General features: G+C 37.2%; 26 protein-coding genes, 1 tRNA gene and 2 pseudogenes. 11 read left to right on the top strand and 18 right to left on the bottom strand.

Annotated elements, in window-relative coordinates; genetic code table 11:
* The 3 genes and pseudogenes from D9K81_RS12420 to D9K81_RS12410 all read left to right on the top strand — a co-directional run.
* Positions 1–106, top strand: a pseudogene (locus D9K81_RS12420) (FAD-dependent oxidoreductase); the annotation flags it as partial.
* A gap of 303 nt (positions 107–409) precedes the next feature.
* Positions 410–649 (top strand): hypothetical protein, encoded by a 240-nt coding sequence (locus tag D9K81_RS12415; RefSeq protein WP_120375095.1) that lies wholly within the window; start codon positions 410–412, stop codon positions 647–649.
* Positions 650–767: 118 nt separating this feature from the next.
* On the top strand, positions 768–971 hold the full coding sequence (locus tag D9K81_RS12410) for a hypothetical protein (RefSeq protein ID WP_120375094.1): 204 nt from the start codon (positions 768–770) through the stop codon (positions 969–971).
* A gap of 134 nt (positions 972–1,105) precedes the next feature.
* Here the strand turns inward: D9K81_RS12410 and D9K81_RS12405 are convergent, their stop codons facing one another.
* Both D9K81_RS12405 and D9K81_RS12400 read right to left on the bottom strand, forming a co-directional pair.
* Positions 1,106–1,738 (bottom strand): LysE family transporter, encoded by a 633-nt coding sequence (locus tag D9K81_RS12405; RefSeq protein ID WP_120375093.1) that lies wholly within the window; start codon positions 1,736–1,738, stop codon positions 1,106–1,108.
* A 124-nt stretch (positions 1,739–1,862) separates the two neighbouring features.
* Positions 1,863–2,438 carry an FxsA family protein gene (locus D9K81_RS12400; RefSeq protein WP_120375092.1) on the bottom strand — a complete coding sequence of 192 codons (576 nt, stop codon included), beginning with the start codon at positions 2,436–2,438 and terminating at the stop codon, positions 1,863–1,865.
* Between the two features lie 122 nt (positions 2,439–2,560).
* Here D9K81_RS12400 and ruvC point away from each other — a divergent pair, with 122 nt between their 5' ends.
* Positions 2,561–3,106, top strand: coding sequence for a crossover junction endodeoxyribonuclease RuvC (ruvC, locus tag D9K81_RS12395; protein WP_120375091.1), 546 nt, complete (start codon positions 2,561–2,563; stop codon positions 3,104–3,106).
* A 51-nt stretch (positions 3,107–3,157) separates the two neighbouring features.
* On the opposite strand, the gene D9K81_RS12390 is transcribed toward ruvC, so the two are convergent.
* Positions 3,158–3,439 (bottom strand): acylphosphatase, encoded by a 282-nt coding sequence (locus tag D9K81_RS12390; protein ID WP_120375090.1) that lies wholly within the window; start codon positions 3,437–3,439, stop codon positions 3,158–3,160.
* Positions 3,436–4,917 carry an NAD(P)H-hydrate dehydratase gene (locus D9K81_RS12385; RefSeq protein WP_120375089.1) on the bottom strand — a complete coding sequence of 494 codons (1,482 nt, stop codon included), beginning with the start codon at positions 4,915–4,917 and terminating at the stop codon, positions 3,436–3,438. The genes D9K81_RS12390 and D9K81_RS12385 overlap by 4 nt, the downstream gene beginning before the upstream one ends.
* 22 nt (positions 4,918–4,939) lie before the next feature.
* Here D9K81_RS12385 and queG point away from each other — a divergent pair, with 22 nt between their 5' ends.
* A complete protein-coding gene (gene queG, locus D9K81_RS12380; protein WP_120375088.1) occupies positions 4,940–6,028 on the top strand; it encodes a tRNA epoxyqueuosine(34) reductase QueG in 1,089 nt (362 codons plus the stop codon).
* 292 nt (positions 6,029–6,320) lie between these two features.
* Complete coding sequence (gene bioB, locus D9K81_RS12375) at positions 6,321–7,310, top strand: biotin synthase BioB (RefSeq protein ID WP_120375087.1); 990 nt, start codon at positions 6,321–6,323, stop codon at positions 7,308–7,310.
* A gap of 89 nt (positions 7,311–7,399) precedes the next feature.
* On the opposite strand, the gene D9K81_RS12370 is transcribed toward bioB, so the two are convergent.
* Positions 7,400–7,624: a hypothetical protein gene (locus tag D9K81_RS12370; protein WP_120375103.1), complete on the bottom strand. Its 225-nt coding sequence runs from the start codon at positions 7,622–7,624 to the stop codon at positions 7,400–7,402.
* Between the two features lie 561 nt (positions 7,625–8,185).
* Between D9K81_RS12370 and D9K81_RS12365 the strand changes: the two genes are divergently transcribed.
* The gene (locus tag D9K81_RS12365; RefSeq protein ID WP_120375086.1) at positions 8,186–8,464 is read left to right on the top strand and encodes a hypothetical protein; all 279 of its coding nucleotides are present in this window, start codon (positions 8,186–8,188) and stop codon (positions 8,462–8,464) included.
* Positions 8,465–8,760: 296 nt separating this feature from the next.
* Here the strand turns inward: D9K81_RS12365 and D9K81_RS12360 are convergent, their stop codons facing one another.
* Positions 8,761–8,985 carry a hypothetical protein gene (locus D9K81_RS12360; protein ID WP_227602095.1) on the bottom strand — a complete coding sequence of 75 codons (225 nt, stop codon included), beginning with the start codon at positions 8,983–8,985 and terminating at the stop codon, positions 8,761–8,763.
* Positions 8,986–9,262: 277 nt separating this feature from the next.
* On the opposite strand from D9K81_RS12360, the gene D9K81_RS12355 reads away from it, so the two are divergent.
* On the top strand, positions 9,263–10,690 hold the full coding sequence (locus D9K81_RS12355) for a cryptochrome/photolyase family protein (protein WP_121523293.1): 1,428 nt from the start codon (positions 9,263–9,265) through the stop codon (positions 10,688–10,690).
* Positions 10,691–11,084: 394 nt separating this feature from the next.
* Here the strand turns inward: D9K81_RS12355 and D9K81_RS12350 are convergent, their stop codons facing one another.
* The 10 genes and pseudogenes from D9K81_RS12350 to D9K81_RS12305 all read right to left on the bottom strand — a co-directional run.
* Positions 11,085–12,569: a surface lipoprotein assembly modifier gene (locus D9K81_RS12350; RefSeq protein WP_120375045.1), complete on the bottom strand. Its 1,485-nt coding sequence runs from the start codon at positions 12,567–12,569 to the stop codon at positions 11,085–11,087.
* A gap of 66 nt (positions 12,570–12,635) precedes the next feature.
* Entirely contained in the window at positions 12,636–13,466 is an 831-nt protein-coding gene (locus tag D9K81_RS12345) for a Slam-dependent surface lipoprotein (RefSeq protein WP_120375044.1), read from the bottom strand.
* Between the two features lie 387 nt (positions 13,467–13,853).
* Positions 13,854–16,964, bottom strand: coding sequence for a TonB-dependent receptor (locus D9K81_RS12340; protein WP_120375043.1), 3,111 nt, complete (start codon positions 16,962–16,964; stop codon positions 13,854–13,856).
* 78 nt (positions 16,965–17,042) lie between these two features.
* A complete protein-coding gene (locus D9K81_RS12335; protein WP_120375042.1) occupies positions 17,043–17,579 on the bottom strand; it encodes a FecR family protein in 537 nt (178 codons plus the stop codon).
* A gap of 18 nt (positions 17,580–17,597) precedes the next feature.
* Positions 17,598–17,930, bottom strand: a complete 333-nt coding sequence (locus D9K81_RS12330) for a FecR family protein (protein ID WP_120375041.1) — start codon at positions 17,928–17,930, stop codon at positions 17,598–17,600.
* The gene (locus D9K81_RS12325; RefSeq protein WP_120375040.1) at positions 17,923–18,459 is read right to left on the bottom strand and encodes an RNA polymerase sigma factor; all 537 of its coding nucleotides are present in this window, start codon (positions 18,457–18,459) and stop codon (positions 17,923–17,925) included. The genes D9K81_RS12330 and D9K81_RS12325 overlap by 8 nt, the downstream gene beginning before the upstream one ends.
* Positions 18,460–18,722: 263 nt before the next feature.
* On the bottom strand, positions 18,723–19,148 hold the full coding sequence (locus tag D9K81_RS12320) for a YbaN family protein (RefSeq protein ID WP_120375039.1): 426 nt from the start codon (positions 19,146–19,148) through the stop codon (positions 18,723–18,725).
* A gap of 21 nt (positions 19,149–19,169) precedes the next feature.
* Entirely contained in the window at positions 19,170–19,766 is a 597-nt protein-coding gene (locus tag D9K81_RS12315; protein ID WP_120375038.1) for a biliverdin-producing heme oxygenase, read from the bottom strand.
* A 35-nt stretch (positions 19,767–19,801) separates the two neighbouring features.
* Positions 19,802–20,644 (bottom strand): energy transducer TonB, encoded by an 843-nt coding sequence (locus tag D9K81_RS12310; RefSeq protein WP_120375037.1) that lies wholly within the window; start codon positions 20,642–20,644, stop codon positions 19,802–19,804.
* Positions 20,645–20,922: 278 nt separating this feature from the next.
* Positions 20,923–21,066: pseudogene (locus D9K81_RS12305) on the bottom strand (IS3 family transposase); the annotation flags it as partial.
* A 28-nt stretch (positions 21,067–21,094) separates the two neighbouring features.
* Here D9K81_RS12305 and D9K81_RS12300 point away from each other — a divergent pair.
* Positions 21,095–21,322, top strand: a complete 228-nt coding sequence (locus tag D9K81_RS12300; RefSeq protein ID WP_120375035.1) for a hypothetical protein — start codon at positions 21,095–21,097, stop codon at positions 21,320–21,322.
* Between the two features lie 125 nt (positions 21,323–21,447).
* Here the strand turns inward: D9K81_RS12300 and D9K81_RS12295 are convergent.
* Positions 21,448–21,524 (bottom strand) — tRNA-Ile (locus tag D9K81_RS12295).
* A 721-nt stretch (positions 21,525–22,245) separates the two neighbouring features.
* Here D9K81_RS12295 and D9K81_RS12290 point away from each other — a divergent pair.
* Both D9K81_RS12290 and D9K81_RS12285 read left to right on the top strand, forming a co-directional pair.
* Positions 22,246–22,809, top strand: coding sequence for a 1-acyl-sn-glycerol-3-phosphate acyltransferase (locus D9K81_RS12290; RefSeq protein ID WP_120375034.1), 564 nt, complete (start codon positions 22,246–22,248; stop codon positions 22,807–22,809).
* A 112-nt stretch (positions 22,810–22,921) separates the two neighbouring features.
* Positions 22,922–23,671 carry a YebC/PmpR family DNA-binding transcriptional regulator gene (locus tag D9K81_RS12285; protein WP_120375033.1) on the top strand — a complete coding sequence of 250 codons (750 nt, stop codon included), beginning with the start codon at positions 22,922–22,924 and terminating at the stop codon, positions 23,669–23,671.
* 76 nt (positions 23,672–23,747) lie between these two features.
* On the opposite strand, the gene D9K81_RS12280 is transcribed toward D9K81_RS12285, so the two are convergent.
* Positions 23,748–24,218 carry an Lrp/AsnC family transcriptional regulator gene (locus D9K81_RS12280; RefSeq protein WP_120375032.1) on the bottom strand — a complete coding sequence of 157 codons (471 nt, stop codon included), beginning with the start codon at positions 24,216–24,218 and terminating at the stop codon, positions 23,748–23,750.
* Between the last annotated feature and the right edge of the window lie 368 nt (positions 24,219–24,586).

Raw genomic sequence — 24,586 nt, 5'->3', positions numbered from 1 at the left:
TGGTGACTGTACAACAGTGCCGTACAAACAAATCATCATTGCCACAGGTGAAGGCGCGAAAGCATCACTTTCTGCTTTTGATTACATCATTCGTTCTGGACAGTAATTGTGTGACTCACACTGATTAAAGCTAAAAAGCCAGTCTTAGGACTGGCTTTTTATTTCGACAATTACCACGCGCATTGGATCTTTTGTAACTAAAATTTCCACTTAATTCACAACAACAAATAGAAAACAAAGCTTTAGTGGCTTATCAATTTTAATTAAATCCTCAGAGTTACATTTCATTTATAATCTACTTGTAGATTATAAATTACTCACATAAGATGAATAAATACACACTACGGTCATCATAGAAATACACAATAAATAATTCTTAAAATGTTGCCAGATGATAAGGAGAATAAAAATGCAATATCAATATCATTGTGCCTGTTGCAACAAAGCTGTTGCTTCTACTGACAAAGAATGCACCAACTGTGGTTCACACAACATTCGTAGCCCTTATGGCTTTTGGATTTTTTGCGTCCTTACCTGTTTAGTCGTATCCATCGTCTTTAAAGTCGTACATGTTTATTTACAAGATCATCAAGAAATACCAAAACAACAATCTCTGTTTGAAGTCCTACAACAAAACGATAAGCGTTAATTTTTAAATACCCGCAGTACATTTGGGGGCTTAAAGCCCTCATATTTATTCGTATATTTCTTCTGCTTTTTTATAATTCGATTTAGATTAAAATAAAACAATCTAATGAGGAATAACTATGGTTCAGCTGATTAAAAAAGGTGGTTTAAGAGAGCGTGCAAATCGGAGCCGTAGCTATAAAGGTTCTGAAAATACTGAGGCAACTTTACAACCAAATCGTTATCAAGCCTCTTTAACAGATGAAAAAATGACGAAAGAAGAAACAGTGCAAACGATTACTGAAGATACACCACCCTCAAGCGTATCAGACCAATCCCGTTAATTGCTCATCTGGCCAACACGTGGTGGCCATAAATCATTACTGCCCATACAATATACTTCAGCTCAGTACTTTTTGTTCTGAGCCTATCTTTTTCATAATCAAATTAGAGGCCAATAACACCGAGTCGTAATCACTTAAACAAAGCGAAATGCGTCCAGCCAAAGCCAAATTGCAAAACCTAAAAAAAGCACACCTGAAATAATATCAATATAGCTTCCAGATCGCTGGTAGAAGCTTTTGACCTTTGGCATTGAAAGGATCAGCATCAGTAGACTAAAAACTAAAAATGTTTGAATTGGAATAATAATTGCTAATTGTGTTTTTAGCCCAGTACCCGCAGAAGAACTTAAAGCCAAAGAAAATACACTACTAAAATAAATCAGCGTTTTAGGGTTAGATAGATTGGTCAATAGACCAAGCATGAAATAGTTTTTAGCAGGTTCAGGCTGAGTCTCTGATTCCAAATTGGCTACTTGCTTAAGGCTTTTTAAGCCTCCATTTAACATCGCCCAGCCCATTTTTGCTAAGAACAAACCACCAATCAACATTAGTACCTGTTGAATCCACGGAAATTGCTCAATCAGAACTGTAAAACCAGAAAGCGTTAAAACCACCCACGCAATAATACCAACGGAAATCCCCGCTATAATTTTGAGTGTGTTCGCACGTGTTGTAGATGCTGCACTTTTAGCAATTAAAAGCACGTCGGGACCTGGGCTAAGCTGTGCGACAAAGTGCAACAGACAAATCGTGAAGAGCAAGGACATTTATTTTTGTACGGTATGTTAAAAACTGCACTATTATATCGATAGTTCAAATAATTTGTTGGCCTCAGGTTCATTTGATATAAAAAAAGCCGGATCAATATCCGGCCCGTAATGAAGGGATGTTCTATTTTGGATTAACATCTTTCATTTCAATTTTTTTAGCATCAGGTGTCACTTCACGCGCTTCACCATCAATAATATTAGAATCGCGACCAGCTTGTTGGTTTTGCATATCTTGCATTTGACGCATCATGTCTGCAAATGGGTTTTGACCTTGCGCACCACCCATACCCCCCATGTCACCGCCCATCATGCCACCCATCATTTTTTCCATCATGGCTTGTTGACGTTTCATCATCACATTCATCATGGTTGTTTTTAAGGCATTTTGTACAGGTGGAATTAAAATAAGCAATGCCAATACATCTGTAATAAGACCAGGGATAAGAAGTAAAAATCCCGCGATAATTTTAGGAAGATTACCTGAAAGCGCTGGATCTGCACTCATTTGACCTGCTTGCATTTGTTGCATTTGAGGCATTAAACCCGCAGAGTATTTGCGGATCATATTCATACCAATAAAGAATGTAGCAACAAACCAGAAGAATACATACCACATGCTACCGACGAGGTCACCCACGCCAATCCAAACAAAGACTTCTAGGATTAAGCCGATAAGTACAATCAGAAATAATTTCATGAAAATTAATCAAATCTCAATTAAATAAATAAAGTGCATCAACCAAGTGCTTAATCACTATCAAGCTTTTTTGATCCGCTTATGTAACAATATGGGCATATTTTAATTTTTAAAGGGCAAATATGCCATTAATTATTGGTATCGACCCTGGTTCTCGTCTTACTGGTTACGGGATCATCGAACATGAAGGATCTAAGCTCACTTTTGTGGATGCTGGAACCATTCGTACTGAAACCACAGAAATGCCTGAAAGACTAAAACGCATCTTTGCTGGTGTCGACCGTATTGTTAAATTTCATGGTCCAACCGAAGCTGCTGTCGAACAAGTCTTTATGGCTCAAAACCCAGACTCAGCTTTAAAACTTGGTCAAGCTCGTGGTGCAGCTATTGCCGCTTTAACCAATTTAGATTTAAAAGTTGCAGAATATACCGCCCGCCAAATCAAACAATCTGTAGTCGGTTACGGCGCAGCCGATAAAGAACAAGTACAAATGATGGTGATGAAGCTGTTGAACTTAGACATTAAACCACAGCAAGATGCTGCCGATGCTTTAGCGGCCGCCATTTGTCATGCACATGCTTCTGGCAGTATGAGCAAAATGGCAGTACTGAATGCTTTAGGTGGTATGGCACGTGGGCGTAGCCGTTATAGTTCAAGACGTCGCTAATTCATAACCATTAATAACAAAGTTGTAATGACTTATACTTCGTTACAACTTTTAGCGTTGTATTGTAAAGCTTGAAAATTCGGCGTCATCTACAATCATTTCCGTGCATTCAACAGCAGTTACTACAGCATTCACAGGGCCTATATTGCACTGCACAATCATGTGATGAATATCTGTATCTAAACCCCAAATAACGGCTTCAACTTCACCTGAACTTAGATTTTTTACATACCCTTTTAAATTTAAAGCAATTGCCTGCTGTTCAAACCAACGTCGATACCCGACACCTTGTACTTGACCATGAATACATAGTTTCAGTGCTTTTCTATTCATAGCATTGTACGTCCATTCACGGCACGATACACAGCTTGCGCCATATCTTGTGCCTGTAAACCTCGCATGCCTCTTTGTGCCAAATCATCACCAGCCAAAGCATGTAAAGTTACAATTTCATGCAAATGAATACCTTGATGAAATTGAGCCTTTAGACTGGCCATCATGCCAGCAAGCACATCCCCCATACCACCAGTGCCCATACCCGCATTGCCTGCGGTACAAATCCACAGCTCATTTTGTAAAATTAAACTACCCGCACCTTTAAGCACCCATTGTCCTGCATATTTTTGCTGTAGCTGGTGAATAGCCTGAATGCGATCTGCTTCTATCTCTTGCACGCTTATGTTGAGGAGCCTAGCTGCCTCACCCGAATGTGGGGTGCAATAACTATGCTTATTTAACTGTACAGGCGATTCAGCCAAAAACCATAAGGCATCTGCATCTAACACAACCTCTAAAGTAGACTGCTGGATTAGCGGAAACCAAAGTTCAAATTGTTGCTTTGCCCAATCATCACGTCCTAAGCCCATGCCAAAACAGACAGCATCAACCTGAGCAATTAAATCCTGTACATCACTGGCTGATAACGCATTAATATCACGAAGCATAATATTTGGTGCACGAGCCAAAATCGCAGTGTGATGTTTAGCATCACATATAGCCGTTACTTTACCTGCACCTGCATGAAAAGCAGCTTCGGCCGCCATGATCACGGCACCGCCCATATCTGCATGACCACCAACCACCAGTACATGCCCATAACTGCCTTTATGCCCAAAAGCTTTACGTGTTGGTAAGTTAACCTTTATTGGAGAAAGATAAGCTATTGGCTCCAACACATCATCCACAGGTAAAGCTGGAATCACCGTTACAGTGCCTGCATATTCTTTGCCTTGTCCTGTAAATAGGCCTGCTTTTAAGCCCAAAGCTGTAAATGTGTAGTCAGCTTTAATTGCGCAAGGCAAAGGTTGACCACTGTTCGCTTGTAACCCACTTGGAATGTCGATAGAAATTTTCAGACCATCTTGTGTATTTACACGTTGAATAATATGTTGCCACTCTGCATTTAGCGCACGGTTTAGGCCAATACCAAATAAAGCATCAATATAAACATCGTAATTTTGCTGAAAATTAAAGCCTGAAACGATCGTTATACCCGTTTCTCGGGTTTCTTGCTCTGCAGCGTGTAAATCTTTAGACATCCCTAATGGCGCAGCATATACATCTATTTTAAAACCCGCTTGAAATAAATACTTTGCAATTAAATAGCCATCACCAGCATTGTTGCCCTGACCACAACACACAGCTACCCTTTGTTTTTTTTGTGGCTCAAATTGCGAATCAAATAATGCAATTAACCGCTGGGCCGTTATCCATGCAACCTGCTTCATTAACCCATAAGAGCTGTTTTGCTGGCCAAACCAGCGCTGCTCCCATGCTTGAATAGCTTGGCTATGATAAACTTGCTGTTGCATTCTTCTTCCTTCCAAATGGTTTATGGCAACTTCTGCTCAATCAAAAATTCAGCTCAACCAAGATGATCCAGCCACTCTAAAAGCATGGATTAAAGCTCAAGCTTTGGCTTTGGGTTTTTCTGATTGTGTCATTGCCAAACCAGATGCTCAAGCTGAATTAGCCCGATTTAAAGAATATTTAAAACGTGGCTATCATGGCGACATGAAATTTTTAGAAGAGAACTTAGACAAGCGTGCCGACCCAACTTTGCTCATCCCCGGCACAAAAAGCATCATTTGTGTGCGCATGGACTATTTGGTGGAAACACCAAAGCCCCGTTATGTACCACATGAACCTAACTCAGCAATTATTGCTCGCTATGCACGTGGTCGCGATTACCATAAAACGATGCGTGGACGCTTAAAGACACTCGCTTCTATTATTCGTGAAAAAGTGGGCGATTTTGAAGCACGCCCCTTTGCCGATTCTGCACCTGTATTTGAAAAGTCTTTAGCAGAAAATGCAGGTATGGGCTGGACAGGTAAACATACCTTACTCATTCATAAGAAATCAGGTTCTTTTTTTGTTCTTGGTGAACTCTTTACTTCATTAGAACTCCCTTTTGACAGTCCAGCAGAAAAGCACTGTGGTTCCTGCAATGCCTGTATTGATATTTGCCCGACTCAGGCCATTGTTGAACCTTATATGCTTGATGCACGCAAATGTATTGCATATTTAACCATTGAATATAAAGGTATTATTCCAGAAGAATTACGCAGAGGCATAGGCAACCGAGTATTTGGTTGTGATGACTGTCAGCTCATTTGCCCATGGAATAGTTTTGCTAAGAAAACATCTATAGAAGACTTCAACCCACGACATGGTTTAGATCAGGTTTCTTTATTAGACCTTTGGCAATGGGATGAAGCTACCTTTTTAAGTTGCACGGAAGGTAGCCCAATCCGTCGTACTGGCTACCAAAGTTTTATGCGCAATATTGCGATTGGCTTGGGAAATGCGAATTATTCTGTAGAAATTTTGCATGCTTTACAGCAAAACCGCGCGTTGCATGATGAGATTGTGCAAGTCCACATTGACTGGGCAATTGCCGAACAACAAGCAAAATCTTGATATTTTTAAACTAACTTACAGCAAATTCAGCTCAACCTGTTTGCTGTTAAGTTTTCAATATTTTAAAATCTAAGTGGCACATTCCTTACAAAATTCAAAAGTGCATAAAAAACTTTGTGAGCAATTTACTGTAAATACAGCCAACTTTGTAAGCAAATATACAATCTTATATTTCCATATAATTAAAAATTTAATCGAGAGATACTATCAAAGTTGACAGTTATTGCCTTTTAGGTTGGCACGGTTTCTGTATGATAAATACCAAGTAGAATACAATGATGATGGATAGCTCATGACTTTACGTAATGACTGGTCTCGAGAAGAGATTCAGGCTTTATATGAACAGCCTTTTTTAGATTTAGTTTTTAAAGCTCAAGGTGTACATCGCCAAAATTTTGATGCGAATACCATTCAAGTCAGCACACTGCTATCTATTAAAACAGGTAAGTGCCCAGAAGACTGCAAGTACTGTTCACAATCTGCACGGTATGACTCTAACTTAGAAGCTGAAAAACGTATCGCTGTAGACAAAGTTATTTCTGAAGCTAAAGAAGCTTTAGCATCTGGTTCTTCACGTTTTTGTATGGGTGCTGCATGGCGTAATCCACATGAACGAGATATGCCTTATGTACTAGAAATGGTACGTGAAGTAAAAGCTTTAGGCCTAGAAACCTGCATGACACTTGGTATGTTAAATGAGTCTCAAGCTGTGCGTTTAAAAGATGCAGGCTTGGATTACTATAATCATAACCTTGATACTTCACGCGAATATTACTCTCACATTATCAGTACGCGTACTTTTGATGACCGTCTAAACACTTTGGAACATGTCCGCGGTGCAGGTATGAAAGTGTGCAGTGGTGGTATTGTCGGGCTAGGCGAAAACCGTAATGATCGAATTGGCTTATTGCAGGAACTAGCAACCTTACCCATTCATCCAGAATCTGTACCGATTAATATGCTGGTACCCATTGATGGCACACCACTCGCGAATGTTGAAAAATTAGATGTGACTGAATGGATTCGTACCATTGCTGTAGCGCGTATTATTATGCCACAAAGCTACATTCGCCTCTCTGCTGGACGTGAATCACTTTCTGATTCAGACCAAGCCTTAGCTTTTATGGCGGGTGCTAATTCACTATTCTCTGGTGAAAAATTATTGACCACTCCAAATGCGGGCGAAGGTAAAGATAAACAGCTATTTGCCAAATTAGGTTTAACAGCAGAAAAAAGTAAAGCAACCGTCGCAGAACTTTCAATTGATGCCATGGCAAGCTAAAGGCCGAACATTAAAAAAGCCCAATTTATCTTGGGCTTTTTTATCAACTTAGAATTGCATTTAAGATGAAAGCAGTATACCTAAGCAACTTATTTTGCAAAATTATGCGCGGTAATGAGTATTCCATAGCTGGCATTAAGATAATCACCCTCTTTAATTACATCTTGTCCATTGGCATGAAACACGACTAATTCGGCTTCAATAGCATCATAGCGAAATGAGTCAAAACTCTCTTGATGATGACATAACCATGTCAAAGTATCTTGTAACTGATCATCGACGACGTAAGTATCTGATTGAAAATCTTTTGCCATGTGAATATACATATCTTAAGTAGGTACACATTGTAATATGAAATCGTTCTTTCAACCGCACACAATAAAAGACTGCCCATAAAAAAGTGAGCTTTCGCTCACTTTTTATTATTTAGTGTCACCGCACTTACGACATTCCTTGTGCGTACCGATTTCTTCCATTTGCTCATATTCATAAATGTGCATACAAAATAATTTTCTAAATAAATGAAGCATGTTGTTAAAACTCCCGTTTAATTTTATAAAACGCTTCTAAGCAATTTCATCCTGAAATGCTTAGGTTTTCCACCATAAGGTTAAAAACCATAGATATTTATTATCATATTTTTTCAACCTGTCAAATTCCATTCATCAGAATTTTACAAAAAATTTCAATCGAAACAGAATATTTAAAAAGAGTGAACTAATTAACAAAACTATTGAAAATTTTGAACAAAAAATTTATTATTAATCTCGTACAAATCACGACTAGACATTAAAAAAGTCTTTTTCAAAACAATAAGTTAATTTGTAAACCACTTGCTACAACAAAAAATATCTCTATGTGCAATGAGACTCAATATGACCACTTATTTAATTAGCTTAGAAGCAAGATCCAAACGTGAATATGATGAACTCGAGAAAAAAATTGTTCAGCTAAGTAGTATCAAACCGATTACACCACTCAAAGACACTTGGATTTTACTCAGTGAACTCAGTTCTGAAGAAATCCGGGATCAATTGCTGTCACACATTTATGCCAAAGATGCCCTAATGGTCATTCGAATTGATGCACATGATTGGGCTTCATGGAATATTCATGAGAAATCGGCATTGTGGCTAAATAAGACTGCAATTTAGTTGAAGCAATCGATCGTAATGTACATCAAATAAGGAAAACCCAATCCTTATTATATCTATTCGTGCTTTAGTTTTAAGTGATATATTTTAGATTTATTTTTTATAAAATTTGGATATTCACAATAATGGTATGAGTCTGTTCTGCCAATGTTGAATGATTAATGGATACATCAAAAAGTTAAGGTACAGTTTTTCATAAAAACTATACCTTTGCACCCAAATGCACGACTATGCAATATTCCAATATTTTTAACTAGATAGCCAAAAATAAGATACCGTTACAAAGTCGCTATCGTTTATTGTGCTTTTGCTTCAGAAGCTGATTGGCCTTCTAGTGGTGCAGCATCAATCATATCTGGACTAACTTCAATATTTGTTACAGGTGTTTCTTCAGCAGCTGAGGCTTCTGTACTTGCCGGTGCTGGATCAGTCTCTTGCGCTGCTTCTTTTTTACCACACGCAGTGAGCGCCGTAACTGAAACTACAGAAACCAATACAAATAAGGCTGTTTTCAACTTCATTATAAAATCCTTCATTTTTATCCTAGCGTGAAGTGAGCTCACTTATTTCAATGCACTAGGTTGTTTAGAATGCTAAAGACTGATCATAGCAAAATTTGGACTGTAGCTGGTTAATTTATCAAATTTAAACAATTGTTCACCAAATTTTTTATCTCATTAAACATCGCTTATATATTTGTAATATACGATCTTCCACAATATACACAGCAGGTTTATGGCTTTGAAAAAGGCTGATTTTAACTATACTTATGTGGATACAGGCACAGGAATTTCAGATATGCAATTGGTATGGTTTCGAAACGACCTCAGAATACAAGATCATACTGCTCTATATTTTGCACAGCAAAATGGACCATGTATGGCTCTCGTCATACTCAGCCCTGCTCAATGGAAACTTCATCAAGATGCCCCCGTTAAAATTGATTTTTATTTACGTCAACTCGCCGAATTAAAAGTTGCTTTGTCAAAATTAAATATCCCTCTTCATATTCAAATTATTCCGCTATGGGATGATATTCCAGCAAAAATTGAGGCACTCTGCCAACATTTTCAAATTAAAGCTGTGCATTGCAATATAGAAAATGGCTGGAATGAACAGCAACGTGATCAATCTGTGGCGACGCAGCTTACAAAGATCAATTGTCCATTTGAGCAATATACAGATCGAACCATCTTTCCTTTACATACCATTCGCAACAAGTCCGACCAGCCCTACCAAGTATTTAGCGCCTTTAAAAAGAACTGTATAGAGCAACTGAATATTTGCGTGCCTCAAGTTCTGCCTGAAATTGAAGTACAGTCAGTCATGTTTATTGATGACAGAATTAATAGTGATATTCCAAGTTTGGATGAATTAGGGCTTGAGCCGATTAACTCGTCAGTTCAGCAACTTTGGCCTGTAGGTGAACACATTGCATTGAATCTATTAGAAGAATTTATAGCATCGCGTTTAATGCAATATGATCAAACTCGTGACTTTCCTGCTATTGAGGGTACTAGTCAACTTTCAGCTTACTTAAATATAGGCATTCTATCTATTCGCCAATGTTTAGATGCCTTATTTCAAGCGCGACAAGGCCACTTTTATATTGAAAATTCAGGCCAGCAATTTTGGCTGAATGAATTATTGTGGCGTGAATTTTATCAGCATGTTATGGCCGATTTTCCGCATGTATCCAAGCACCTTCCTTTTAAACGCAGCACACAAAGCATTCCCTGGCTACAAGATGACGATGCTCTGAATGCATGGAAATACGGTCAGACAGGTATTCCTATTGTTGATGCTGGAATGCGCCAAATGTTAGCCACTGGTTGGATGCACAACCGTGTCCGAATGATTTGCGCCATGTTTTTAGCGAAAAATTTATTGATCGATTGGCGCTTAGGTGAAGCATGGTTTATGCAACAGTTGATTGACGGTGACTTTGCCGCCAATAATGGCGGTTGGCAGTGGTCTGCATCAACCGGAACAGATTCTGTACCGTATTTCCGAATATTTAATCCCGTCAGCCAATCACAAAAATTTGATGCTCAAGGTGATTATATTCGATGTTGGGTGCCAGAACTGGCCAAATGTGATGCGAAACAGATTCACGAGCCTTATGCTAATGCATCTACAGTTGAACTGAACTATCCTCGCCCAATTGTGGATCTCAAAATATCTAGGCAACGAGCAATCTCAACTTTTAAAATGGCAAATGTATAAATAAATTACAGGGAGATATGTATCTCATTCGTTCTTTAAATATCTTCAAGGACTGTTTTACAACGTATACTTATCTTTGAAGATATTTTTTAAATGGATTTCTCACTGAACTCTAACACCATTTTTTCATAACTCTTTAAATCTAATGAGTTTTTATAGATTTATCACTCGGTTATATTTTAGGGACATAAAGGACATGTCCCTATACGAGCTGATATAAATCTAAATCAAGAAATAATTAATTAATGCATTTACAATCAACACTTTATAATAATTATAAAGCTATATCAGTATAAAATTTAGTGAGCCCAGACGAATAATAACGATCTCTGACCCTATTTTTTATGAGCATATATCATTAAGCCTAAGATTTATTATTGAATAGCTTACTGCCTTAAAAACGATGCTCAAGCTTTAAACTCAAACTATGTTTGTCATAAGAATATAACCAATCGACGTTGCTGTTATTTTGATTAAATTGATAGCTTAAATTTGGCGTTATGCCGTACTTTGCCCATCTAGGCGCACTCAGCACCAGCATATAATTCTGCTCTATATCCTGTCGCTGATCCTCCAGCACTGCATTAAATTTGTCGTATTGGCGCAAGCGCAATGAGCTAAATATAGTTGTGCTAAAACCTGCATCAAACTGTTTACTTAATCCCAAACGAAGCCCAGTTTGCTGGTAAGCTGTGAAATATTGTTCTTGGCTGTTATGGTCTACAAAATCTAAACCGCCAAAGATAGTCCAGCGCTTTGCTAAATTTTTCCAAACTGTGCCAAACACACCATACTCCATGCCACTTTGATTAGCATATAAAGTATTTTGAATGTCTTTGGCTTCCATTTCCAATTTAAAAGCTGTTTTCTGGTTAAGTACATGCATCCATTCCGCACGGCCACCCCAAGCATTGGAAAGGCTAGCATTTTGGTATCTGCGATGTTCAAAAACTGGTGCAAGCAAAACTTGATTATTTTGACTTTGATAGCTATAGCCGACATTCAAACTGAGTGTCATTTCATTGTAATTTTGATGATCATCATAAGCACGCCCATAGCCAAATGCTTTTAAAGCAATGCCGTGCTGACCATTCACAGACCAACGCTTATTTAAAGTGGCTTCATAATCCAACGCATTTGCATTGATTGCATCTTCCGTCTGCCTCGTCACTTGCTCCACAGGTATTTTGTTGCCATTTTGATCTTCTGCATACTTAATCCAAGTTGAACTTTGCTCAGATGTACTATTGATATTTGAAGCATAGCGTGCGCCTACACTCACAGAACCTTGCCATGCATCACGTTGCTTTAAACCATTTAAATAGACATCAACTGTTTTTTGAATATTTTGAGCAATGGGATCATTCCTTTGTTGCAGTTGCGCTTTCACTTGTCTAAATAATTGCACTGCCTCTTTATTTTTTTGTCGTTCGGTCAACAGTCGGGCAAGTTCCAATTGAATCATGGTGTTTGCAGGTTGCAAATTGAGTGCATCTTGAAATAATTTTTCTGCTATATCAGCCTGTCCATTTGCTCGAGCAATTGCCCCCTGTGCAAACTGAGCTAGTGCCAAATCATAAGCATCTAACTTTACATATTGTTCTAAATAAATTCTGGCAGCCTGCCATTGTTTCTGCATAACTGCCAGATAGAGTGCCTGACCTAAATCATTTAAATTATTATTTATATGAATTGTTTCGCCGTTAATGGTCATAGCAGGTAATTGATCATTTTTTTGTTGTTGCTTTAAAGGTTGCTGCTGTTCACTATTTTGCTGAAGCAAATTTTGTTCTAACCTAAGCCTTGTATCATTATCATCTGCAGCATAAATCAAAGATGGTATGAGCATAAAGATACTTAGAACTTTTATTTTTTGCACAGCGTTATTATCCAGTCAGCAGTTCAAGGTAAAAGACTCGCCTAAGCGAGTCTTTTCTTATAAAATTTAGTTTTTCACGCCACCAAATGCGGTATCAAATTTGCTGTCCGCAAATTGTGAAATACCTGCTAAGGTATCTGCATTCGCCCCAAAGAAATGCCCCGAAGTCACTCCTAGTTCAGTTGCATTCGCTGTTGCTGTCCCAGAAAAAGCTCCTGTACTGCTGGAAATTGCAGCATTTACTGCCAATGAGGTGACTGTGCCAGTAGCAGCCGTCATTGTTCCATCTAAAGTACCAGCACTGAAATCTGCATCAAATTTACCAGCAAGAGTGACACCGTTATTAATACCTGCAACTGTATACACAGCCGTGCCACTGGTCGGTACCGTGCGACCTGTATTATCGCCAGCATAATAAACTGTATGTGTTGAACCAGTGACCGTATCCGCACTTCCCCACCATTCACCAAAATAAGTTGCAGGTAAGCTACCTTGGTTACCCGAAGTTTCAAGGACTTGAGCAAAATTAAAATTGCCTAAAACACTATGACTGCCGGGCATAGCAGTTACAGGAATTGAGCTGACTTTTAAATGCAGGTCATCTGCGCCTGTAACAGATACCGTACTATTGGTATTAGATGTGCCAGAACCCGTAAATGCATTTGCTAAGCCTTGCAAAGCGCTGAAACCTAAATAACCATTATAAGGTGTGCCAGCTGATACCACAGATAAGGCTGCTGTTCCGCCTTGATGATTTTCAGGAGCATCGGCTCCCGCCTGCGCTGTGCCAATTGCGATGTTAGATGAGTTACTTGAACCACCATCTACACCAGCATGCGCCGCTGCAATTAAACCAAGTGAAAGAAAAAGTGCTGAAGTAGTTTTGTGAAATTGCATATTTAACCTCATAATCTATTTTATAAAAGTATTTAAGTTTTATGATCAAGATCAAAGAATACATCCTTGACCTTAATTAAATGTATTCAATAATTAAAATAAATAATTTTTTAAATTTATTTTCTTTTACTCATTTACCATATTAAAAAGAAAATATATTAATTAAAAAACACTTTAATAATAAATACTCAAACATTATTTAAATCTACCAATTGAAAATGATAATCATTAACACTTGATGAATTTAAACTACATCATAAAAAACAAAATAACAAGTTTTTTATTTAATAAAATAAGATGAGTTTTTATTATAAATAAGACACAGCGCATTATTATCTTAACAATGCGCTAAAATATGATATGGATTTTAAGTTTAATAAATCTTATTTAAAATTTATAGGTTATCCCCATTTTAAGTGTCCTACCTGGTGCAGCCATAGCACTACGCGTCAATGGGTCAATATAATATTGATTAGTGATATTAGTACCGACCAATTCAACTGTGGCCTGTTCATTAATTCTGTAATTGGCATAAGCATCGAACAACCAAGTATCATCCCAAGCCAAAGGTACATTTAAGTAATAGCCAGCGTTTACATCAAGATCGCCATTTTTTCTTAAATAGCTTTCATAACCTTTATAATAGGTTGCCCGTGCACCCAGCTCTAATTGCTCATCCAAAAGACGCACACCAAACAGTCCATTAAAACTGATCTCTGGCGTTGCCATCGTAACTAAATAGCCATTAGGAAAACCATCATCCACACACTTTTTATAAACTTGAGATCCAGGCGAAGTATATTTCTGAACAGCACTATCTTCATCACACACTTCATTTTTTAAATTATAGGCTAGACTTAAATCTGTAAAGAAACGTCCGTTGTCAAAGCGGCTTTGCAATTCCAACCCCGATAAAGTTTGCTTCTCCATATTGGTAAACATTAAGTTACTATTACGTTCAATTACGTTTTCAGTTTTATGGTGAAAATAAGCGAGCTTAATATCTGCATAGCGCGCAGTTTTAAATAATTTCCTGGCATCATAAATATAACCAACTTCTGAACTAAAGGTATGCTCTGGCTTTAAACCCGCATAAGGTAAATTTGCAGAAAATCCAACCGTACTTTCAAATAAACTAGGCATCCGATATTCTTCTGCATAACGCAGATAAATACGATTTTGGTCATTTAAACGGATCGCCACACTCAATTGCGGCGCCCAAGCGCTATCTTTTGTTTTAGTGACTTCTGTTATCGGAACTCCCTGCTTTGAAGAATGCCAAGGATTACTCAAAGTAATATAATCTTTGCCTTGTACGCCTAAATTACTGCTATTAACAACATTATCATCCCAATGCATTTTCCCATTTTCATCGGCAGACCAGTTCAATGTATTTTTTTGACTCCAAATTGCGTTATATAACGCCGAAGAGCTTGCTGGTACTGAGGTATAATCACCATCCCAGTCTGGATTGGCTTTTTTATAGGCATTTCCAAATATTTGCAATTGCAGTTGATTAAATGAACTTCGCACTTCAGGCATTGTGTAATAATCATAGGTATAACCCAACAGCTGAGTTTTGTACTTGAGTTGATCTGACAAATTCGCTGAGCCTAAATTATTATTCAGAAAGTCATCAAATGCCCAGTAATTCCTATAACGCATTCCAACTTCAAAAGTCAGCCAGTCTGTCGGTCTATAATTAAAGTTAAAGTCAAAATTCTTTTCCTCTCTGCGTCCTGCACGAGGCAGTGCTTGAAAACTGACAACGTTGACACCGTGCTCCTTATAAATGTCATCTGAGCTTAGCTTTTCCTGCAGTAAACTGGCACCCAAACTCAAATCCAGATTATTCAGCAGATTTATTTTATTACTCAGATTCACCCCCTTTCGAGTATTGTCCGAGTGCGCCACCGCTGTATTGGCAATAATATTGGTTTCAGGTATGACAACAGTTGGCCAACCTCCACGGGTATACGTATTGCTTTCGGTATCGGTTTGCCAAAGACTGGCAGCAAAATCAACCCAGCGGTTATCCTCAGGATTATATTTATAATCAAGACTGTAGGCTTTTGAATCCACCACGCTTAAAGGCCATTGCGGCACACCTGTTTCCGGTGTTACAAACCATTGAATCCTTGATGGCAAAATTTCACCATATTCATTTTTAGTCTGACGATAGGTTAATTTCACACTTTGATCGTCTGTCGGGCGGTATGCTCCTTTTAATAGCCAGGATGTCATGTGGCTGGAAGTATTGGTGACCTCTCCACCGGGAACATAGACATGCGCAAAATATGGAATATAGTCCAGCCCCCCTGTTGGCTCTGCTTTACTATAAAAACCGCTATTATGGGTGCCAGAAAAATAATTGCCGCGTTCGCGTTCTGCATATACCGCTAAAAGGTCAAATTTTTCCTGCTTAGCTGCCAGCGCTATGCGCCCAGCAACATCATTGCCAGAGAAAAGCTTATTATCACTTTTTGTTTTCGTTTGTTTATAAATATCAGGATCATATAGCGCCCCGCCTATATTTGTCCAAGCCGGTATATCATTATAGTTCTGGCCTACATACTGCAATGTCGGTAAGCTCGGTTTAACCGAATTATTTGAACCTTCTAACTTAATCTCAGCGCCAAATGTCTTACCTGAACGCACAATATCATCTGCTTCAAGTGTCTTGACCAACACCCCACCACCGACGGAAGTTGTTGCACCGCGTTCCAGTGAGGGCCCTTTAATTACTTCAATCCCGCCAATCAAATTAGGATCGATATAGTTTCGGTTATTGACACCATTATATCCACGCCAAACTGCAATAGACTGCTCTGTTCCATCAATGGTTAATGGTACCCGTCCCACCCCCTGAACACCGCGCACACTCGGATCAAGCGCACCACTGTTGCGGGCATCACCACTGTAAACACCCACCATGCCTTTGACCACATCCGCCGGATTGGTTCCTTTAAAGCGTTCTACATATTCTTTTCCCGCATAGACTGATGAGCGGTTTTTATCATAAACATCATTATAGCCTTGAGTATCACGATCTTTATTCCCATAAACCGTGATTTGTTCCATTTCAACAGTTGCCTGTCCCGCTAATACATCTTGAGCTATGGAGGACTGAGTTGATGACGCAGATACTAAAGGCGTTGCACTTGTTTTTTCAACAATGACATATACATCCGCTTGTTTCTTCACTGCAAGCCCTGAGCCCCTCAGTAATGCTTCTAATGCTTGATCAACTGACATATCACCTTTAATTCTTGGTGCAGTCTTGCTTTGAAGTTTCGCTGTAGTAGCAACAATTTCAATACCACTTTTTTGCGCTAACTGTTGAATAGACTGTTGTAAAGACTGACTTGGTAAATCCAAAGTGACATTCTTAGCATGCAAAGGCATTGAGTAAATCATCGTAGCAACAACAAGACTCAACGTTTTTTGCTTAAATCTTGGTGTGCTCGATTTCTGCTTTTTTTGATTTTTTAAATTCATAATACCGCCCCACAAATAAAAATGATTCTTATTTACAAAGACGTTTGAGCTGGCTGAAATGTAAACCTTCTCATCTCATTATTTTTTTATGACCCATTTATTTTCTGAATTTTCATATACCTGTACACTCATCATATAAGGTAAGGTTTGCATAAATTTTTTATAGTTATTCGGATTGACCTTACCTGTAATCTGAATCTTTTGCAGATCTGGATCTTTAATATCAACTTCAAAATTTGTATAGCGTTGCAAGTCTTCAATTACGTGTATCAGTGATTTTTGATTAAATACGATGTAACCTGACTGCCATGCTTTCACCTCATAAAGATCTGCCTTTCTAAGCTCATCTAAATGGTCAGCATAATTACTTAAGCGTTGCCCCTGTCTTAAATGAATGAATGGATTTTCCGTACCTTTAATTTTTACAGCGACTTCTCCTTGTTCTACAGCTACTGTTGCATCAGTATCATTATCTTTTTTAACATTGAAGATCGTTCCAATATCAATCACTTCTAGTTGTCCAGCGGACACTTTAAAGGTTCTTTCAAATGGTCTTAAAAAACGATTTTTATAATGAGACACAGTAAAACTGGCTTCACCCTCATGTAATAAAATTTCTCGACTTCGTAAGCGCTAATCAACTTGAATCTTTGTATCAGTATTGAGATGTATTGATGATCCATCAGCCAAATAGATCGGCTTTTGCTCACCTTTTCGAGTTTGAAATTCTAAAGTTTGATAGCTCGGATTTAGCCAATAAATAGCCATGCAAAAACCAACTACAGAGAGTATGAAATGATTTAATATTTTTTTCTTAGACTGCCGTTGTCTTGCTCTCAACAGTATTTCTTCTTTTGAAGGTAAGTAAGGTAAGACGTCATCCTCAAAATCTGAAAGCTTGTTTTGAAGTGCTTTAAAATCAGGATTATCCTTTGATTTTTTATTGATTGGTTTCATCTCAGTCATACTCAGAATCAAATAGATCTGCAAATTGTTGTAATGCACGTGTAAAGTGTTTGATGACCATCGTTCTTGAAATAGCAATTTGTTCCGCAACCTCAACCTGTGTCATGCCATAGAATTGAATGAGTAAAAAAACATCTTGGCAGGCTGGTGGTAAGCTTGAAATTCTAGTGAGAATCAACTGTGCATATTGCTCTCTCGCCACGCTAAGCTCAGGAATAGAGAGATATGTCGATTCATGATCAATTTCATAAAAAACATGGTCTTCTATATCCAAAGATTCAAAATATTTATCATAAGTTTTGTGCTTTTTTAGAATATCAAATGCAATATGCAGGCTGACTTTTTTTAAAAATGCGATAGGATGTACTAAATCATCAAATTGATTTGGCCGCTGAAAAATACGTAAATAAGTCTCTTGAACCACATCCTTAGCAAGTTGCCTATTGCCTATTTTTAAACCGATATAATCGACTAATTCGTCATAATACTGAACAAGATGCCTATTAGCTGAATTTGCAGAAGTAGTCATACTGTACACTCAAATAAAAATGATACTCATTATCGTTTGAGCTTAATTTTTTTACAATGCTATTTTCCACAATAAAACTTAAATCAATCATTTTGATCGATTTATACATTTTACAAAGATCAACATCACCATTCGAAATTCACTGCATCCATCGGCATGATGTAGCACACGTTGAAGTGATACTGCACTTGGCTTTTGCATAAATATGTTCAACTCAAGAGCATCATCATGAAGACATTCAATATGATCTTCATAATATCAACTTAGCTACGAAACCAAATCCAACACTGTACACAGACCATTATCATAATAACGATACCTACAGCCCAAGGATGAGGAATGGTCATTATCATTAAGATAGCAGCGAAACTCATACTCAGTAGCGATAAAATCTTAACCCTCATTTGTAATTTTCGATGATGTTGCCAATGTTGCAAAATAGGTGCAATGAATCGATTACTGACAATCCAATGGTGTAATTTAGCTGAGCCCTTCGCTGCAAAAATCGCGGCCAAAAAATAAAAATCGAAAGTAGGTAAACCTGGAACAATAATGCCCAGGCTCCCTATTCCTAAACACAACCAAGCCAAAACAATACAAATGCAACGTATCAGCCATGATTTTGCCAATTTTGGCTGTTGCAAGCTCATTGTTGAATTTAGCTGTTGTTCTGTCTCAGATTTTTTCATATTGAATTCCTTAAATATCTTTTATTTAAGATTTTTCAGATCTTCTAATAATGTTCCGAAACGATTAAAACCATTTAAGGCACCTTTGATAACCTCATTTTTTTCTTGTTCTGTAAAATTAGCTTCATCCAACGTTTGCTTAAAACGCTTCCAAACTACTGCACGCCCTTCTGGATAAGCTGCTAAATTTCGTGCTGCAAATTCTACATTAAAACCAAATTTAGCCTGCGCTTCTTTAAATAGAAATGCGGCTCCTAATGTTGACCCTTCAGAAACATAGATCCATCCTAGGGATTCTGGAAATTTAATCATTTCAGTAGCGATTAGCTGCTGTTGTGGCTCAACGTTTAAATCTTTTAAATCTTGAAGCGCCGCCTCAGATCGACCTCGCACATCCAAATCAGGAATAAGCTGTTGGACTTTCGGATCTAGATATAAATGTTCCACATCTTTTTGAAAATAATATTGCGACAGGGTAAATTGTGCATAATTTTCTTTAGATTCAAAGACACCTGCTTGTTGCATAAGTACCTCCATACGATCATGTTCGCTTGAGGTTTCTTGCTTAAGACGAGCCATTAAATTCTCTAGAATTACTTTGTCTGTTGATGTATTCATTTATTTGTTCCTCTTTTAAAAATGTGAATCAGTATTTAACGATTACGACTCATTTTGAGTTGAATAGGAAAATCCACTATTACACTTACAGCTTCGCCGTTGATTTTATGTGGTTTAAATTTGGTTTTTTGCATCGCTTTGATCGCTCGTTCATCCAAACTACTTACACCTGAACTCTGCTTGATATTGATGTTTATCGCCTGCCCTTGAGCATTAATCTGTATAGTTAAAACAAGCATTCTCTGTTGATTGTTAAGTTCTCGATCGTCGTAGTTAAATTTCCCTAAACTCAATACATCTACGCGACTCACAGGTATTGGCATTTTATTTGTGGAAGCCTCAATATGATTTTGTTGGCGAGCATCTTCCCCAAGCCCCTTTACTAATGTTTCTGAACTTTTAGCCTGTATACCCGCATCAGAATTTGATGAAACCTGCCCACTTAAAGCATCGTTCTGCTGTTGAGGCTTGTGAAAATCTTGTTGCAATTGATGACTAGGAGTACTGTTTGAATTCACGGTACTTTTCTTTTCGCCAACTTTTTCCTGATGCTTAGCACTGACAGACTTCTTTTCAGATGTCGAAGTGTTAATAATCTCATGTTTAGCTTTTTCATATACTTCAGTTTTTTGAGGCTGAATTTGCTCATTCTCAACGTTTAATGTCTTCTTTGTTTGAGTCAAATGAGTGTTTAAACTTTTTTCTAAACTCACAAATTTAACTTGAATTGCATTCACTGCCGATGGCGTAGTTGATCGTTCACTCATCTCTAAATGCCAGATTAAATATAGGCAAAGTAAATGCATTCCCCCTACAATAGAGAATGTTAAAAATTTTGATCTATTTTTTTGAACACGAAATAATATAGAAACACTCATCTTTAAGCATCGAGCCTTCTCCAAGCAATCAAAATTGACTTCATCGTCTTTTATTCAATTTACTATTGAGAAAACCCTAAATTAGTTCCTTCAAAGCCATCTACAGGTCATAAAACCTTTCCTTACTGATATAGACGAATGACCTAAGGAGAATGTAAACCAATTCTTGAAATTTATTTTTGACTAAGATTGTTTTTTATTGGTCTGAATAGCCACCAAAATTCTAGACACATATACCCATCTTTTTGATGGGCTTTTTCATAATTTAATGGAGAATATTACCCATTGGAACCTTGTCTTCATTTTGAGTTATAAAACATTTCAATATATTCAAATATATCTGCTCTAGCATCTGATCTCGATACATAAATTCTCTTCTTAATACACTCTCGCTTTATCAAATGAAAGAAGCTCTCGGCAAGCCAATCGTTAGAAACCGATGTATCTTACGTGGTGAAAGTATATAAACGTTCAACATTAAATGGTGCTTGGCAGTTGATCGTTACGAAGGAAGATATTGTTGTGACGCAACTTTATATTAATACTTCAGATATCATTCAAACACCGTCGCTCGATGTTAATCTATCGAATGCTGTGATGATTAAAGCGGAAGTTTATTCGGTACAAGATGCTTTAGAAAGTTTGCAGAAGCAAATGTTAGAGTTCACTTGCAGTTAAGTGCAGAATAAAATACAAATTAGTGCAAAAAAAGCCAAAAACTTACAGCTACTTACCATTTGCTTACTAGAATGCAAAAACAAAAAAACCACTTACGATTAATGCACGTAAGTGGTTGCTTTATATGGTGGGCCCACACAGACTTGAACTGTGGACCAACGGATTATGAGTCCGCTGCTCTAACCAACTGAGCTATAGGCCCTATATAGACCGAAACCGTTATATTTCAACAAGTTTAGGCGAAAAGAATACTATCTAACATTGTTTCAAAAAACAAGTATTTTTCGTATTTGTTGTACATTTACCAAGCATCAAAATAACTATTAAGAAATTCACATCATGTAATCTCTAATCTTTATTACTGAAATTAGAACTTAAATTTATTAAAATAATATTTTTTAAGTCTAACAAAACATATCATAAGAAATATTTAAATTAATTATAAATAAAATAAATAGGTTTATAAAATTAAAAAACATTCCCTTAATTTGAACATTTAAGACTCAATCACTTCCTTTTTTTTAGACTCAATCTGAATTTCGATTAAAGACCATACAGCAACCAACATAAATAATGCTGTAACAAAGATCAAAACGCTCATTAAAGTCATTTTTCTTTAGTCTCCAAAAGAAATCTAAACATAAAATCTATATTAGGCATGCTCGATACCTAAGACAAAAGTCTAATAAGAATTTTGCTGAATAAAAAGTGTAAAATCACTCATTTTAATATTTTTTTTATATCACTTGATATTTTTTATAAATAAAATTTTATAGACTTAGTGATTTTTACTCTAAATAAATAAACTAAAGAACCAATAAAAACATGCATAAATTATTGTCTACAGCACAGTTTTGCTCTTGACTGTTTATTCAAACAAGAAGAAATTAAGCACTTTATTGCAACCCCTTCCTACTACCCCCATGCTGAATAAATTTATTGGCGAGTCTGCATTCAAACTTGTAGGCTGGACTTATCATGTTGAACCTAATGTGCTTGAAAAAAAACAAGTCATTGTTGGATTTGAACACACTTCAATGATGGATGCTGTTCTATCACTAGCTCTTTTCAACATTTACGACATTAAGATTCATACTCTAATAAAAAAAGAACTCTTCAAAGGCCCTTTTAAGCCACTATTAAACGCAATCGGAGGCATTCCTGTCGACCGTAAAGCCAATAAAGATATTGTTTCTCAAATGTCCGAGCATTTTGCTAACAACGCAGAATTTAATTTGGTTATTGCACCAGAAGCCACTCGAGCTAAACGCGATGAAGCACGCAAACCGATTCGCACTGGATTTTGGCATATCGCTAAAGCTGCTGGTGTACCTATTGTATTAATGTATGCCAACTCTAAAACCAAACAAGGCGGAATTTTTGGAAAAATCTATCCAACAGAGCTCGACCATGACTTGGCTTTACTCAAAAAGCTTTACAAAGAAAATACTGGATTGGATATTATTATCCCAGAATCTAAAAACTAATTTTTGATTGTTTAAAAACTCTAAGCTAAGCCCTTTATCAGAAAAAAGTGCTTATGGTAGAATTTGCACAATTTGATAGGCATAAGGCCAATCTACAAGGAGCATATTTCGCATGGCGGGTCATTCCAAGTGGGCTAACACAAAGCACCGTAAAGCAAAACAAGATGCGAGTCGCGCTAAAGTTTTCACAAAATTTATTCGTGAAATTGTTACAGCAGCGCGTTTAGGTGGTGGTGATGTTGCCTCTAACCCACGTTTACGTGCAGTAGTCGAAAAAGCATTAGTCGCAAACATGACACGTGACACAATTAACCGTGCAATTGCACGTGGTGTTGGCGGTGAAGAAAATGCTGATTTAAAAGAAGTGACTTACGAAGGTTATGGCGTGGGTGGTGTTGCCGTTATTGTTGAAACAATGACAGACAATTTAAACCGTACTGTTCCAGATGTTCGTCACTGCTTCTCAAAAACTGATGGTAACTTAGGTACAGCAGGTTCTGTTGCTTATATGTTTACTAAACGTGGTGAGATTACTTTTGAAGATGTGACTTTAGAAGATAAAATCATGGACGTGGCTTTAGAAGCTGGTGCAGAAGATATTGAAGTTGATGAAGAAGAAATTCTAGTTATCACAACACCAGAAACATTTGGTGAAGTTCAAGATGCTTTAACTGCTGCAGGTTTAAAATCTGATAATGCTGAAGTTGTGATGAACCCTTCAACTAAGGCACTAATTTCAGATGTTGATCAAGCGAAGAAAATCGTAAAAATGATCGATATGTTTGAAGACCTTGACGATGTACAAAACGTTTACACAAACGTTGAATTTACGGATGAAGTTCTTGCTCAACTTGATGACTAATCAAGCTTAAAGCTAGATACATTCCATTAAAAAACGCGCTACAGGCGCGTTTTTTATTAAGTATAAAAAATAAGTCCTAGGCTTTGCTCAATAAACCTGTGCAATTAAACACTTTATATTCTTTAATCACAAAGCTCGAATGTAGTGCAACAACATGTTCGATTTTTCCAATACGTTTTAACAGCACATCACTGTAATTTTCCATGTCTTTCGCTACAACTTCGACAATAAAGTCCGCAGACTGCCCCGTGACTAAAAATGCATTAATCACCTCTGGAATACTTTCCAACTCTTCTAAAAATTTCGCAAAGGTATCTGTGTCATGTTTGCTTAATGACACTTGTAGTAAAACATGTAAGCTAAAGCCTAATTTCTGATAATTAAGTTCTCGCTTTAACCCAGAAATAATATTTTGATCTATCAGGTGCTTAATACGGCGATGTACAGAGCTAACTGACAGATTAATACGCTCAGACAATTCATTCAGATTCAGATCTTCATTGGTTAATATTTCTAAAATTTGCTTATCAAAGCGATCTAATTCCATGCCTTGCTCCCTTGCAACTACAGCTTTATATACATTTATTTTGTTTTGATACAACAATCACTTAAAAGTGACATAAATAATTAATGTAAAGAAGAAAACTCGAAATGCCAATTTATTTTTCACTTATTTCAATATTTTTAGAATTTTTTATTTCCAAACATCATTTTTACAAAAAATCTCGTGATGCTTTACACGCATAAATTCAGCGTACAATATGTCCTTAAACATCAAATTCTATACATTTGTATACCATTGGTCAGAATTTAAAAGTCATCCGACTAAATACATATTCCTTAGTTTTCAGTTAATTAAAACAATATGCAAACAATATTTTGTGACTCAAGTCACTGTTTTTATTTTTGCTGGAT

Origin of the sequence: Acinetobacter chengduensis, from assembly GCF_003664645.1 — a bacterium.
Lineage (GTDB): Bacteria > Pseudomonadota > Gammaproteobacteria > Pseudomonadales > Moraxellaceae > Acinetobacter > Acinetobacter chengduensis.
The sequence above is the reverse complement of the archived record's forward strand: the minus strand, read 5'-3'. Positions and strand labels throughout refer to the sequence as shown.